This window comes from Pseudomonas lini (assembly GCF_001042905.1).
Classification (GTDB): domain Bacteria; phylum Pseudomonadota; class Gammaproteobacteria; order Pseudomonadales; family Pseudomonadaceae; genus Aquipseudomonas; species Aquipseudomonas lini.
Genome location: NZ_JYLB01000006.1, coordinates 17,356 through 31,574 on the forward strand (window position 1 = coordinate 17,356; position 14,219 = coordinate 31,574).

Sequence of the window (14,219 nt, forward strand, 5' to 3'; positions counted from 1 at the left end):
GACTTCGGTTGAACGGTATTAGCGTTTTAGAGATGACTGTGAAATTTCAAGATGTTTTGGTAAGTCGCGAACACATGTTCTCCGTGGGCTTCGAGCAAGACTCGGGCCGATTTTACGTATCTATACCGGTCAGCAACGGCATGGTCGACTACGAGGAATACTATGAAGTTGATCGCGCGACCTTTGATCTTTTTAAGCGTGACCCGGATGCTGCGCTGCGGTTTGTTATGCGTTGCAGGAAGCGTGAACTGGACGAACTGTTGATTGTCCAGCCGGGTACCAACCGTGGCACCGCCATCTGATGATGGGCACGCGCCATTTTTCACCTGCCGGAACCGGATCAAGTGTGGGAGCGGGCTTGCTCGCGAATGCAATCTGTCAGCGACATTGATGTTGGCTGACACAACGCCTTCGCGAGCAAGCCCGCTCCCACATTGACCGTGTTCCAGTCAGGTCATGCTGCGTCGCTGAAGTCGTAGTGCAATTCATTATCCCGGGCGCTGATTCGCACGCCTGCCAGCGCTTTGCCTTCGAGCATGCGGGTGAGGAATTCACGGCTCATGTCCGGCAGCAGGCTGTTGGTCAGAATGGTGTCGATCATTCGCCCACCGCTTTCGGTTTCGGTGCAGCGGGAGACGATCAGGTCGATCACCGCGTCGTCGTAATCGAAGGCCACTTTATGGGTGTTCTCCACGCGCTTTTTGATACGGTTGAGCTGCAGGCGGGTAATGGCCTTGAGCATCTCGTCGCTGAGCGGGTAGTACGGAATGGTCACCAGGCGGCCCAGCAATGCCGGCGGGAAAATCTCCAGCAGCGGCTGGCGCAAGGCCTTGGCGATCTCTTCGGGCTCGGGCACGTTTTGTGGGTCTTTGCAGACCCGGGCAATCAACTCGGTGCCAGCGTTGGTGGTCAGCAGAATCAAGGTGTTCTTGAAGTCGATCACCCTGCCTTCGCCGTCCTCCATCACGCCTTTATCAAAGACCTGGAAGAAGATCTCATGCACGTCCGGGTGGGCTTTTTCCACCTCGTCCAGCAGCACCACGCTGTAGGGTTTGCGCCGCACGGCTTCGGTCAGCACGCCGCCTTCGCCATAGCCGATATAGCCCGGTGGCGCGCCCTTGAGGGTGGATACGGTGTGAGCTTCCTGGAATTCGCTCATGTTGATGGTGATGACGTTCTGCTCACCGCCGTACATGGCTTCGGCCAGGGCCAGGGCCGTTTCGGTCTTGCCCACGCCGGAGGTGCCCGCGAGCATGAACACGCCAATCGGCTTGCTCGGGTTGTCGAGGCCGGCGCGGGAGGTCTGGATGCGCTTGGCGATCATCTGCAAGGCGTGGTCCTGGCCGATGATGCGTTTCTTCAGGTGCTGGTCGAGGTTGAGCACGGTTTCCAGTTCGTTACGGGCCATGCGGCCCACCGGAATACCCGTCCAGTCGGCGACCACCGAGGCCACGGCCTGGTAATCGACCGTCGGCAGAATCAGCGGGGTTTCCCCTTGCAGAGCACTGAGACGCTGTTGCAGGTCCACCAGTTTCTCGCACAGGGCGTGGCTTTCGTCACTGCCAACGTCGCGGTCGACCACACCGACGCTTTCGCGCAGGGTGGCGCGGGTGGCGAGCAGTTCGTCCACCAGGGTTTTCTCTTCGGCCCAGCGGCTTTCGAGTTCGGTCAGGCGTTCGCGCTCGGCGGCCAGCAGGTTTTCGCTGTTGCTCTGGCGGGCGCCGATGACGATGCCGATGGCGTGCTCGCGGGCGATGATTTGCAGTTCGGTTTCCAGCGCCTCGATGCGACGACGGCTGTCGTCCACTTCGGCCGGCACGGCGTGCAGGCTGATGGCGACCCGGGCGCAAGCGGTGTCCAGCAGGCTCACGGATTTGTCCGGCAATTGGCGCGCAGGGATGTAGCGATGGGACAGCTTGACCGAGGCTTCCAGGGCTTCGTCAAGGATCTGCACCTTATGGTGTTTTTCCATGGTCGAGGCCACGCCGCGCATCATCAACAGCGCCTTGTCTTCGGACGGCTCGGCGACTTGCACCACCTGGAAGCGGCGGGTCAGGGCCGGGTCTTTCTCGATATGCTTCTTGTACTCGGCCCAGGTCGTGGCGGCCACGGTGCGCAGGGTGCCCCGGGCCAGGGCCGGTTTGAGCAGGTTGGCCGCGTCCCCGGTGCCGGCGGCGCCACCGGCACCTACCAGCGTGTGGGCTTCGTCGATAAACAGAATGATCGGTTTTGGCGAGGCCTGGACGTCTTCGATGACCTGGCGCAGGCGCTGTTCGAATTCACCTTTCATGCTCGCGCCGGCCTGCAACAGGCCGACGTCGAGGCTGCGCAATTCCACGTCCTTGAGCGCTGGCGGCACGTCACCGGCGACGATGCGCAGGGCAAAACCTTCGACCACGGCGGTTTTACCGACACCGGCTTCACCGGTCAGAATTGGATTGTTCTGCCGACGGCGCATGAGGATGTCCACCAGTTGGCGGATTTCTTCGTCACGCCCGACAATCGGATCAAGCTTGCCGCTGCGGGCCTGCTCGGTGAGGTCGACGGTAAAACGCTTGAGCGCTTCCTGCTTGCCCATGGCGCTTGGGGCCATGGCGCCGCTGGCTTCACCGGGCACGCTGCCGGCGTTGAAACCGTCGCTGGCGCTGAGCGCATTTTCCGGCGAGTCACCGACGTATTCGTCAAAACGCTCGCTCAGGGCCTCGACCTTGATCTTGTCAAACTCTGCCGACAGCCCCAGTAGTCCATGGCGCAGGCTCGGCGTCTTGAGGATGCCCAGCACCAGGTAACCGGTACGCACCTGGCTTTCGCCGAACATCAGGCTGCCGTAGACCCAGCCACGCTCCACGGCTTCTTCCACATGGGAGGACAAGTCAGTAATTGAAGTCGAGCCACGTGGCAAACGGTCCAGGGCTTCGGTCAAGTCACGGGCCAGGCGCGCCGGTTCGATATTGAACTGACGGATGATGCGGTGCAGGTCTGAGTCCTGCAGTTGCAGCAACTGATGAAACCAGTGGGCCAGCTCCACATAAGGGTTACCGCGCAACTTGCAGAACACGGTGGCGGCTTCGATGGCTTTGTAGGCCACGCTGTTGAGTTTGCCGAATAACGCGGCGCGACTGATTTCACCCATGCTCATGGCTCCTTGAGATCTGTGAGGTGTTGGCCTGCTCGGCGTAGTGCCGGGCCAGTATTAAATCCTTGGCATCTTTTTCGGGTTGGCCCAGCCAGGTATTGAAACCCAGGCGGAACTGGCGATTGAGTTGCAACGCCGGTACTTCGGGCTGTTTCAGAATCAGGTTCAGATCCCAGTCCAGTTCATGGCCCAGGTATTCGGCCACCCAGGCCACCAGCTCATTGAAGGGTTGGCTACCGGGCAGCATGCCCATGTAGTCATCCAGCTTGAGTGGGCCCAGGCGAATGCGGAATTTGTGCTGGCGATCCCAGACGTAACGGCCCAGGCAAAAATCCACGCCCAATTGATGGGCGCTGACGCCCACGCGGCTGCGTTCCGGCAGCTCCAGCCATTGGCCGACGTACTCTTCGATCTCCACCGGCAGGCCGAAGTACTCGCTGAGAATGGCCTTCAAACCATCCGGGTAGCGGGTTTGTGCCGACAGATGACCGCTGTAATGCAACTTCGCCGTGTCGGGGATCAGCCCTTGTTTGAGCAGGCTCGGCATGCCCCGGCCGCTCAGTGCCGCCAGGCGTGCCGACCAGTAGTCATCGTCCGGGCGGTCATGGCTGACCGTCGGCCGCGCTTCGGCCCAGGCCCGGTAAAACAGGCTCAGCAGACGGTGATGGAACACATCCAGGAAGCGTTTACTGGTGCTGTCGGCGTTGTTGCGCTGGCGTTCGCGCACATATTCGGTGATGTGCAGCGGCAATGGGCCGTTGGGGCCGCCGAGGCCGAAAAAGAACTGCTCCAGGCGCGCCGGCGCACCGTCGACGCCCGGCTGTACTGACGCCAGGGTCGCCGGGGCGAAGGTGCAATCGGCCTGTTGCCCAAGGCGCAGCGGATCATCGGCCAGGCGCAACGAATGGCCCAGGCGCGGCAGGTCAGGCGATTCGCACTCGATGCGCCGCAACGCCTGGAAGAAGTCGTATTCCCAGGGCTCCTGGTGCATCGCGTCCAGGGTACTCACAGGGTCGGACGGCGTCCGGGCTTGGCTTTCCATCGCATGATCTCGCCGCGTTCGGTGGTACGGATCACCGTCTCGGTAAAACTGTTGATCGACACGTAGCGTGCCAGGAAGCGCTCGAACACTGCACCGAGCAAGAAGACTCCAGTGCCGCGAAACGCGTTTTCATCGAATTCCAGGGTGATCTCCAGGCCACGACCAAACACGATCGGACCGGGCATTGGCAAGCGTCGGGTGCAGGCCTTGCTGCTGACTTCGCGCAGGCCTTCGATCTGCAATTGCAACGCCGCATCGTTGCTGTCGCCGTACAGGCGCAGCAGTTCGCGCAGGGCAGCGGCGCCTTGGCCTTGTTCGCTGAGGGACAAGTAATTCAGCGAAAGCTGGCTGATCAACCGCCACGCCTTGGCGTCATGGGCATGGCTGGCGCGTGGGCGACTCGGGCCTGCTACGCAGCGCACCGCCGCTACCGGTGCGCTGTCGGCCAGGGTGAAGTCGGTCTTGCTGTTGCCCACGCTCATGAACAGCGGCAGGTCGCGGTTGGTGCACAACGCTGTTACGCCCAGTTGGCGCAGGTCGTGGCGATAAGGCGCCTGCTGGCTGTCCACCAGGCTGACGAAGGTTTCGCTGCCGATGTAAGTCGAGCGCGGGCCGTTGCGCCGCTGGCCGCTGGACAGCACGCGGGGTTCGCGTCGCACCGTGTACCAGGCCTGATCGCGGCCGTAACGAGACGGATCGCGTACCGCATAGAACGGCAAAAAAGGCTGCTCCGACCCGGTGCCGTGGCCGGTGAGGGTAGTCAGGGAATGAATCTCGAAATCCATCGGCCGGGTGCGGTCGGCGATCACATGGTGTTCATTGACCCGTTCCGACAAGTGGATGCGATCCAGGCGCTTGGGAAACAAGTTGATTGCCGGGGTGCAGAACGGCAGGAACTGCGCGGCTCCGACGCTGCCTTCCAGGCTCGGATCGTGACGGTCGAACAGCACGATCAACTCCAGTTCCTGGCCGTCGCAGCGTTTGACCGCCCGGCTCAACTGGGTGAAGTCGACAAACAGAAAGCGCTGGGGCAGGGCGAAATATTCCTGCAACAGGCGATAGCCCTGGAAGGCCCGCGAGACCACTGGCAGCGCGGCGTCGGTATCGTCGAATCCCTGGGAGCGCAGTGCATCCTGCGGCAGGCGTTCCACCCAATCACCGCCGGGCTGACGGGCGAACACGGCGCAGACGTTGCCCAGTAGCTGTTCGTAGAGGCGGAAGGGCTGCTCGTCTGCGCCGTTGAGGTACAGCGGCAGGTTGTCCAGGGCCAGACTGTTGAACGGTAGTTCGGCGCCGGTGCGCAGGGTCAGGCGCAGACCGGCTTTGGCCTTGGGTTCGCTGGCGGCCAAGCGCCCGAGCATGGCGGACGGGTTGCCGAAGTACTCGGCCTGGCTGACCTGCAACGGCCACAACGTCACCGCGTGGGCGGTGCGGTACTCGCAGCAGGTTTGGGTTTCGCGGCCCAGGGCGGTGCGCAGGACCGTGTCCCGGGGAAGCGGGAAGCCGCTGCTCAGCGAGCCTTCATCGGGGTCGGCCTGCAATTGCACCACGGTCATCGACGGTGTCGGCGCCAGGTAATGGGGGTAAGCGATTTCCAACAGGTTGTGGGTGAAGGTCGGGTATTCGGCGTCGAGCTTGAGCTGTACTCGCGCCGTCAGATAAGCAAACCCTTCCAGCAAGCGCTCGACGTACGGGTCGGCGCAGTCCATGCCGGACAACGTCAGCCGACTGGCGATTTTCGGGTATTCCTGAGCGAACTCCGCCGCGCTTTCGCGCACGTGATGCAACTCCTGGTTGTACAGTTCCAGCAGGCGCGGATTCATGGGCGTCTCCGCTGTTCGGCGTTGACCACTCGCACATGGCCGGATTCCAGGTCCAGATCGGTTTGCAGCATCAGGCGCAGCGGCACTGGCTGCGCCCAAAGATCGCCTTCGATCTCGAAACTCAGGGCGTTGTGGTTCATCTCGGCGGATGCCCGGGCCCGCACGCGCAAAGTATTACGCAGAATCCGCGGTTCGAATGTGGCGATAGCCTGGTGGATCAGTGCTTCAAGCGCCGCGATATCGACGTTCGACGCACTGTTGCCGGCCAGGGCTGGCAGCCCGAAGTTGACCACTGACGTGCCGGCCGGGGTGTGCAACGTCGCATCGGCGCTGAGCAACGAAGTGGTGTTGAGCAGCCACGCCAAGTCACGCAGCACCGAGGCTTTCAGTTGGGTCAGGGAGAGCACGCGCTTGTCGGCGCTTTCCTTGAGGTTGCTCGGGTCGTCGTCGGTCAACCGGTCCAGCAGGGACGGTTGCAGGCGATCGCGGGTGGCGATTTCGGTTACCACGTAAATGGCCCCACATACATTTTTTGGTCTCCGCCCGAGCCGCAGGACGCATACGTATTAACCGTTCCCGCTTCCAGGCCCCCCTGGATCTTGCGAATAGCCTGCATTTTGCTGAGGCAGTCGCGGCTGGGCGCAGGCATGTGTTCGCTACGCCAGACCGAAAATATCGGGGTGTCGTTGAAAGTCTCTACGCGCAACTGCTGCTGTTTATTCAGGCTGAAGCTGCAAGGCCATTCCATGTCCAGCTTCATGCGATTCTGGTCGGGTTTGACCAGCGTGCATTGACCCTGGTCGTCAACCAGTCTGAGTTGCTGCCCAACAAAGACTGTCTGGGTTATTGGCGTTTCGGCATGTTCGGCCCATGCGCTCGGGATGATAAAGTTCATCGCCAGGCCCACGGCGAGCAGATGTTTTTCCATTACGCGAATTCCCAACCGATCCAGCAGAGACGGTTGCAGGCGATCACGGGTGGCGATTTCGGTTACCACCGGAATAGCGCCGTAAACATTTTCTGGTCTTGCTGGCCAAGCCCGCACATGGCGCTGGGGTTGACCGACGAAGCTTCCAGAACGCCATTGATTTTGCGTACAGCCTGGGATTTTGTATCGCAGTCCCGACTGGGCGGTGGTTCGGGCATGCTCCGTTCGACTAGAAAGATCGGAACGCCTTTGAACATTTCTACCCGCAATTCACCCTTTGGGTTCAGGTTGAAATAGCACGGCCATTCCATGCCCAGTTCCAGATGAGTCTGATCAGGTTTGAGGACCGCGCATTGACCGTTCAGGTCGACCAACTTAAGTGCCTGGCCCGCGAATGTTCCTTGAGTGCGAGCCGGTGCGTCGAGTTGATCGGGGTCGGTTTCAGCGCAGGCATTCAAGCTGATCAACAGGCTGCACAGGAGTGTGGCCCGTAGCGTTGGTCCTATCATGTCAACTCCCAGAACCAGACCTGTCTGGAAAGGAAGTCACCATCAAAGAAGCCTTTGGTTCGGCCACGATTCCATAGATCGATGTGGTCGCCTGAACGTTGGCCTTCAGACTCTTGTGCACGGGCAAAGCAATCCTTGAAAAAGATGATCCCGGTCTTCTGGCTGAGCGTCAGCCGATCGGCTGCGCTACCACTCAAAATGGTCGGGCGCCCTAAATGATGCCGCCAGAGCCAGTTTGCCAGGGACTCGGCGCCACGGGCGTGGTCATGCTTGCATTTGGGATCGGTATAGGTCGACTTGTTGACCTTGATGCTCAACTCGCCATTCAACGCGACACTCATGCGAATCGCGCACTGGTTGCCCCAAGGCTGGTCGCAGGGATCCTTGACGGTGGGATAGCTGCTCCACAAATTAATAAACGAAGGTTTGGCCATGACTCAGACACCGGATGGGAAAGGATTGGATTCGAGCAAGCACCAAAATGCCCCCGACGTATAACGGCGGGGGCATGTTCGTTACACCTTGACGTTCTGGCGGATGTTCCAGCCGAATTTGACCGGCCCGCCTTCCTTGGTGCCATCGGCTTTTTGCGGCTGGTAGTCCACCAGCACCTTGGCGAAGTTCAGGGTCAGGTTTTCGGTCAGGCGATCATCGCTACCCGAGCCGCCGCTGCTCAGGGACGTGACCAGCACTTCTTCCAGATTGATGATCATGTACTCGACCTGGCTTTCGCCGCCGGCCTTGCGCACGGTCAGCTTGACCTTGTCGATGTGCTTGCCGCTGGCGCAGTGCATCATCAGGTTCGGTGAGGCTTTGTCGACGTACTTGGTCAGCGACAGGTCCTGGATGTTCACCTTGCCGGCACCGCCGCCGCTGCCCACGTGCATATTGCCGGACTGAGACATGCCCCAGCTCCAGTTCAAGACGTCGATTTCGTCCTTGTGGGCCTTGTCCATAGACTCGCCCTTGATGTCGCCGATCTTGATGAAAATATCAACAGCCATGTTCTCTCCCTGTGTGGTCTCTACCACATTGTTTGGTTAACGCCGACCTTGCGAAATCTGTTCAAAGCTCCTGCAGAATCACGCTTCTCGGGCCTGTCCCAAATGCCAGTCAAGGCACAGAACCTGTGGGAGCCGGGCTTGCCCGCGATGCAGGCACTGCGGTTTTCAGCCGGACCGCGTTGATGCCATCGCGGGCAAGCCCGGCTCCCACACAAGCGTGCCTCTGCAGGTTTTTACGCGCCCTTGGCCGAAGGCAGCTTGGATACCAGGCGCAGCGACACAGTCAGACCTTCGAGCTGATAGTGCGGGCGCAGGTAGAACCTGGAGTTGTAGTACCCCGGGTTGCCTTCCACGTCCTCGACGATCACTTCGGCCGCAGCCAATGGGTGCTGGGCCTTGGTGGTTTCGGTGGAGTGCGCCGGGTCACCGTCGACGTAGTTGAGGATCCAGTCCTGCAACCAACGCTGCATTTCGTCCTTCTCTTTGAAGGAGCCGATCTTGTCGCGCACGATGCACTTCAAGTAATGGGCGAAACGGCAGGTGGCGAACAGGTACGGCAGGCGCGCAGCCAGGTTGGCGTTGGCGGTGGCGTCCGGGTCGTCGTACTCGGCCGGTTTCTGCAGCGACTGGGCGCCGATGAACGCGGCGAAGTCGGTGTTTTTCTTGTGCAGCAGCGGCATGAAACCGTTCTTCGCCAGTTCCGCTTCACGGCGGTCCGAAATGGCGATTTCGGTCGGGCACTTCATGTCCACGCCACCATCGTCGGTCGGAAAGGTGTGCGCCGGCAGGTTTTCCACTTCACCGCCAGACTCCACGCCACGAATGCGCGAGCACCAGCCGAAGTGTTTGAACGAGCGGTTGATGTTCACCGCCATTGCATAAGCGGCGTTGGCCCATGTGTACTTGGAGCTGTCGGCACCGTCGGTGCTTTCTTCGAAGGCGAAGGCCTCCACCGGATCGGTCTTGGCGCCATACGGCAGACGGGCGAGGAAGCGCGGCATGGTCAGGCCGATGTAGCGCGAGTCTTCCGATTCGCGCAGCGAGCGCCAGCCCGCGTATTCCGGGGTGGTGAAGATTTTGGTCAGATCGCGCGGGTTCGACAGTTCCTGCCACGAGCCCATGCCCATCACGGTCGGCGATGCGGCTGCGATGAACGGCGAGTGCATGGCGGCGCAGACTTTCGACAGCTCGCCCAGCAACTCGACATCCGGCGGCGACTGGTCGAAGTAGTAATCGCCCACGAGGCAACCGTAAGGTTCGCCGCCGAACTGGCCGTATTCTTCCTCGTACATCTTCTTGAAGATCGGGCTCTGGTCCCACGCGGTGCCCTTGAATTTCTTCAGGGTCTTGTGCAGGTCAGTCTTGGAGATATTGAGCACGCGAATCTTGAGCTGCTCGTCGCTTTCGGTGTTGTTGACCAGGTAGTGCAGGCCACGCCAGGCGCTTTCCAGTTGCTGGAAGTCCGGGTGATGGATGACCTGGTTAACCTGGGCGGTGAGCTTGGCGTCGATGGCGGCGATGATTGATTCGATCGACTTGATGGCGTCGTTGGACACCAGGTCGGTCTGCGCCAGGGCCTGCTCGGCCAGGGTGCGCACGGCGGTTTCGACGGCTTCGCGGGCGCGGTCGGTCTTGGGTTTGAATTCTTGCAGCAGCAGGGAGGCGAACTCGCTGGCTTCTTCGGTGGTGCCCAGTGTCTGAGCGTCTGCACGTACTGAATCGGTCATGATCATTCGTCCTGATTAAGCCTGAGGCTCGGCTGGCTTCGGCGCACTGGCAAGCGCCTGGAGCAGCGCCGGATCCTTGATGGCCTTCATGATGATTTCTTCGGCACCGGTCTTGCCGTCCATGTAGGTCAGCAGGTTGGCCAGTTGGGTGCGCGCTTCGAGCAACTTGTTCAGCGAGTCGACCTTGCGCGCCACGGCGGCCGGGCTGAAGTCGTCCATGCTTTCAAAGGTGATGTCCAGGCTCAGGTTGCCTTCGCCGGTCAGCTCGTTGGGCACGTGGAACGCGACGCGTGGCTGCATGGCCTTGAGGCGCGAGTCGAAGTTGTCGACATCCACCTCAAGGAACTTGCGATCGGCCACAGGCGCCAGAGGCTCGGCGGGCTTGCCGGCGAGGTCCGCCATGACGCCCATGACGAAGGGCAACTGGACCTTTTTCTCGGCGCCGTAAAGCTCGACGTCGTACTCGATCTGCACTCGAGGCGCGCGGTTGCGCGCGATGAATTTCTGAGAACTTTGCTTCGCCACGTTGCTGCTCCTGGTCGCTCAAGCGACGGTGTTGGCGTCACCGGTGGTACCGGTGACGTGACTGCGTGATCCGTTCGCTTTTATTCGCTGTCTGGTCCGCGCAGGTTTTCAAATTGGCTCATGCCGTCGGGAATCAGGTTGCGCACGATCGCCGCAAAGTCGGCGTGCACCAGATTCTTCGCCCGGTTCAACAGCACCGGCAGCGGGCTGGAGGGCTCATGACGGGTGTAGTACGCAAGAATCCGGTCCAGGCTGCGCAGCACGTCGTCGCGATTGTTGATTTCGCCGCTGCTGGTACCAGTGCTGCGCGGTGTGCTTGGTACGGTGGTGTGTTCAACCGACGCGGCACTGTCGTCGCTGATGGAGTCGGGCAGGGGGCTGTCGCCGCTCTGCGGGGCGAACTGGCCGAGAATCTGCAGGGCCATTTTTAGCGGTTGCTTCAACGGTCCAAGGTCAACGCCCTGGGCGGAACCCACTTGTTCGCTGACCTGTTGCTCGATGGCCTCGGCGACGCTGCGGGCCTCGTGCAAAGCGGCGCGGGTGATTTCCAACTGTTCGGGATCGCTGTCCAGGAACGCCCCGGCGAGCTGCTCGGCGCCGAGGTTTTCGTCAGGGAAGCTTTGCAGGCCGCTGGCATTGGCGGCGGCGCGCAGGCTGACAGCACCAAAGGTTCGCGAACGGGCCAGGATGCTTTCGCGCAACAGGCGAATGGTGGCATCGGACGTCAGGCCGGCGAGGGCATTGATGCGCACGGTGGGGTCGTTGTCGTCTTCGGCATCCAGGCGCGGATGCAGGTCGGCCCAGTATTGCTTGAGCAATTCGCTGATCAGTGTCAGGACGCGGGCCAGGCCGGTGACGCCTTCGAGGGCAAGGGTACTTTGCAAAAGGTAGTGGGTGATACGCAGGTCTTTGCTGCGTTGCAACAAATCCAGACTTTGCTGCTGGATGCCGCGCCATTCAGGAGGGGTCGCAGGCAATATTGAATCGCCCATGCTGCGCTCGGGCTGGCCCAGGGAATCGCGTTCCAGGCGTAAAAAATCCGCGTCATATTCCAGATCTTCACCACAAGGCGAAGTCGCGGAAACGGCGGCGAGCAACAAAGGCACTTCCACTGAATTTGATCTCCCTATCGCCCGACTGACAGAGTCGGGCAGTTCACATGCTAGTTCCAGTTGGAACTTCACGTGCTTCCTTGAGTGTAATAGCCCTTTAGATGCGCGGTGATCTTAAAGTGCCATCATTTATATTCAAGAAGTTATGCATTTTTGGTGTAGTACTTATGGCTTGTCAAGGTAAGCTATTTCCTCTGTGTGACAGATGTGAGGTGCTTAACAACCCGCGCGACCGATAGGTCGAGGCAGGCACTGACGCAGGTTTTTTGTCACGCAGGCAGGTTAAGATCAGCAATTGTGCTGTTAAAAAACCGTTTTCAGGTTGTTTTTGCAAGGTTGTCGGAGCGAGTCTCGCGGGAGTGAATCCCGATTCGCCCGCGCGCAAAGTGTTCAGCAAGGAGGCAAGATGTCACTGTGTTTGACTATCACTAGTTATCACAAGATTACCCCTGGCCAGTGCTCTGAAAAATCCATGGATCAGGGAGTGATGGCAATTGGCCGCAATTCTGATAATGACTGGGTATTGCCCGATCCAGAGCGTTTGGTCTCCGGAAAACATTGCGTTATTCAATATAAAGATGGCCGGTATTACTTAACTGATAACAGCACTAACGGTGTGGAATTGGTCAAGGCCGGTATTCGTCTGCGCAAGGGCAACAGCGAGCCGTTGCAAGATGGCGAAGTTATCCGCATCGGTGATTATGAAATCCAGGCGCGTATCGATTTCAGTCTGCCGGTGACCGACGGCAACCCTTTCGCCGATTCGTCCAGCAGCTTCGAGGCCCTGATGGGGCGTCAGGGCGCCGTCGTGAATACGCCGACGTCGTTGCCTGTGGCACCGCCTGCACATTTTCAGGGCGTATCGGCCATGGACACGATGCCGGACCTGTTCGACTTTCTGACACCGACCAGCGTCCCGCCAGCCACCCAACCCGACCATGTCCCGGCCGAGCAGCACGACTTCCGCCCACCGACCCCGATTCCCAACCCAACGCCCGTGGCCGAGCCCGCGCCGCAGGCGTCGGCCCAACTGATTCCGGAAGATTGGGATCTGTTCAGCGACAAGCCTGCGCCGGTGGCGGTTGCCCCCCCGCCTGTCGCTTCCTTGCCTGTTGCAGAAGTTGCGCCGCCACCCGTACCTCACATCAGTGTACCGATCGAGCCGGCACCTCTGCGCGAACCCGTGGCCATCGTCGAACGCCCGGTCAATCCTGCCGACAATTCTCAACCCGACCTGTTGCAAGCTTTTCTGCGCGGGGCCGGGCTGGATCAAGTGCGCCTGGACAAGGCTCAGGCCGAGGCGCAAATGGAAAGCATCGGTCGCAGTTATCGGCTGATGGTCGAAGGCCTGATCGATGTCTTGCGTGCCCGCAGCAGCCTCAAGGGCGAGTTCCGCATCCAGCAGACGATGATTCAACCGGTGGAAAACAATCCTCTGAAATTCGCTCCCAACGTCGATGAAGCATTGCTGTTGCTGTTGCGCCACAGCAATCAGGCGTTCATGGCGCCGGACTTGGCGGTGCGCGACAGCTTCGATGACTTGCGTGCCCATCAATTGGCGGTGATGGCCGGTGTGGAAGCTGCGATCAAGCACCTGCTGGCGCGCTTCGAGCCGGCACAACTGGAAGAGCGCATGGGCAAGCCCGGTGGTCTGTCGAGCATTTTCAATGGCTCGCGACAGGCCCAGTACTGGCAGCAGTTCACCGAGCTCTACAGCAATATTTCCCGCGAGGCCCAAGAGGATTTCCAGGACCTGTTCGGTCGTGAATTCAGCCGCGCCTACGAAGAACACAGTACGAGGCAGCGCCGCGGCTGAGCGTCGCCATCGCATAGCGCCATTCATAGCAAAGAACGGAACAACGGATAGCTGAAACGTCATTGAGGACGCAGGATGATTCCCAGGTTTTTACTCGCAGTCGCTACCGCGCTTCTGCTGACCGCATGTGCCAAGGATGCAGCCAAACCCCAGCCCGAAGAGGCCGAGGCCGAGGCCGACACGGCCGCCGTCGAGTTGCACTTTCACGCCATTGCCGGGCTCAACCCCGGCGCCACTGGCCAGCCAGCCCCGGTCCGGGTGCGTATTTTTGAATTGAAAAATGCCGCCACCTTCGGCCGTTCCGATTATTTCGCACTGGCCGAACGGGCCCAGGCGACGCTCGGCGCAGACCTGATCGACCAGGACGAAGTGCTGATCCAGCCCGGCCAGCAGTTGAGCCTGCAGCGCGACCTCGACCCGGCCACCCGCCATATCGGCGTACTGGTGGGGTATCGCGAGCTGGATCAGTCGTTGTGGCGCGCGGTGATGAATGTCCCGCCGCGCCAATACACCGAATACCAGATCAGCCTCGACGTGCGAGCCGTGCGCGGCGCCGTCGTGGTTTCCCCATCCAGCCCTGCCCAATAAGCAATCGGA

General features: G+C 60.5%; 14 protein-coding genes. 3 read left to right on the top strand and 11 right to left on the bottom strand.

Annotated elements, in window-relative coordinates:
- Positions 1 to 38: 38 nt before the first annotated feature.
- Entirely contained in the window at positions 39 to 302 is a 264-nt protein-coding gene (locus tag TU81_RS18250; protein ID WP_038983576.1) for a hypothetical protein, read from the top strand.
- A gap of 152 nt (positions 303 to 454) precedes the next feature.
- Here TU81_RS18250 and tssH read toward each other — a convergent pair whose 3' ends face one another.
- From tssH to tssA, 11 genes are all read right to left on the bottom strand, one after another.
- Positions 455 to 3,133 carry a type VI secretion system ATPase TssH gene (gene tssH / locus TU81_RS18255; protein ID WP_048396227.1) on the bottom strand — a complete coding sequence of 893 codons (2,679 nt, stop codon included), beginning with the start codon at positions 3,131 to 3,133 and terminating at the stop codon, positions 455 to 457.
- On the bottom strand, positions 3,126 to 4,178 hold the full coding sequence (gene tssG / locus TU81_RS18260) for a type VI secretion system baseplate subunit TssG (protein WP_048396228.1): 1,053 nt from the start codon (positions 4,176 to 4,178) through the stop codon (positions 3,126 to 3,128). The genes tssH and tssG overlap by 8 nt, the downstream gene beginning before the upstream one ends.
- Positions 4,142 to 6,001, bottom strand: coding sequence for a type VI secretion system baseplate subunit TssF (gene tssF, locus TU81_RS18265; RefSeq protein WP_048396229.1), 1,860 nt, complete (start codon positions 5,999 to 6,001; stop codon positions 4,142 to 4,144). Before tssF ends, tssG begins: the two co-directional genes overlap by 37 nt.
- Entirely contained in the window at positions 5,998 to 6,510 is a 513-nt protein-coding gene (gene tssE, locus TU81_RS18270) for a type VI secretion system baseplate subunit TssE (RefSeq protein ID WP_038980622.1), read from the bottom strand. Before tssE ends, tssF begins: the two co-directional genes overlap by 4 nt.
- Positions 6,504 to 6,929, bottom strand: a complete 426-nt coding sequence (locus tag TU81_RS18275) for a hypothetical protein (protein WP_038980623.1) — start codon at positions 6,927 to 6,929, stop codon at positions 6,504 to 6,506. The genes tssE and TU81_RS18275 overlap by 7 nt, the downstream gene beginning before the upstream one ends.
- 62 nt (positions 6,930 to 6,991) lie before the next feature.
- Positions 6,992 to 7,438 carry a hypothetical protein gene (locus tag TU81_RS18280; RefSeq protein ID WP_038980624.1) on the bottom strand — a complete coding sequence of 149 codons (447 nt, stop codon included), beginning with the start codon at positions 7,436 to 7,438 and terminating at the stop codon, positions 6,992 to 6,994.
- Entirely contained in the window at positions 7,435 to 7,872 is a 438-nt protein-coding gene (locus TU81_RS18285; protein ID WP_038980625.1) for a type VI secretion system amidase effector protein Tae4, read from the bottom strand. Before TU81_RS18285 ends, TU81_RS18280 begins: the two co-directional genes overlap by 4 nt.
- Before the next feature lie 81 nt (positions 7,873 to 7,953).
- On the bottom strand, positions 7,954 to 8,442 hold the full coding sequence (locus TU81_RS18290; protein ID WP_038980626.1) for an Hcp family type VI secretion system effector: 489 nt from the start codon (positions 8,440 to 8,442) through the stop codon (positions 7,954 to 7,956).
- 233 nt (positions 8,443 to 8,675) lie between these two features.
- The gene (gene tssC, locus TU81_RS18295; protein ID WP_038980628.1) at positions 8,676 to 10,169 is read right to left on the bottom strand and encodes a type VI secretion system contractile sheath large subunit; all 1,494 of its coding nucleotides are present in this window, start codon (positions 10,167 to 10,169) and stop codon (positions 8,676 to 8,678) included.
- A gap of 15 nt (positions 10,170 to 10,184) precedes the next feature.
- On the bottom strand, positions 10,185 to 10,694 hold the full coding sequence (gene tssB, locus TU81_RS18300; protein WP_007894500.1) for a type VI secretion system contractile sheath small subunit: 510 nt from the start codon (positions 10,692 to 10,694) through the stop codon (positions 10,185 to 10,187).
- 80 nt (positions 10,695 to 10,774) lie between these two features.
- Positions 10,775 to 11,806: a type VI secretion system protein TssA gene (gene tssA / locus TU81_RS18305; RefSeq protein ID WP_048396230.1), complete on the bottom strand. Its 1,032-nt coding sequence runs from the start codon at positions 11,804 to 11,806 to the stop codon at positions 10,775 to 10,777.
- 406 nt (positions 11,807 to 12,212) lie between these two features.
- Here tssA and tagH point away from each other — a divergent pair, with 406 nt between their 5' ends.
- Positions 12,213 to 13,622 (top strand): type VI secretion system-associated FHA domain protein TagH, encoded by a 1,410-nt coding sequence (tagH, locus tag TU81_RS18310; protein WP_038980632.1) that lies wholly within the window; start codon positions 12,213 to 12,215, stop codon positions 13,620 to 13,622.
- 75 nt (positions 13,623 to 13,697) lie between these two features.
- Positions 13,698 to 14,210, top strand: coding sequence for a type VI secretion system lipoprotein TssJ (gene tssJ, locus TU81_RS18315; protein WP_038980633.1), 513 nt, complete (start codon positions 13,698 to 13,700; stop codon positions 14,208 to 14,210).
- Positions 14,211 to 14,219: the final 9 nt, after the last annotated feature.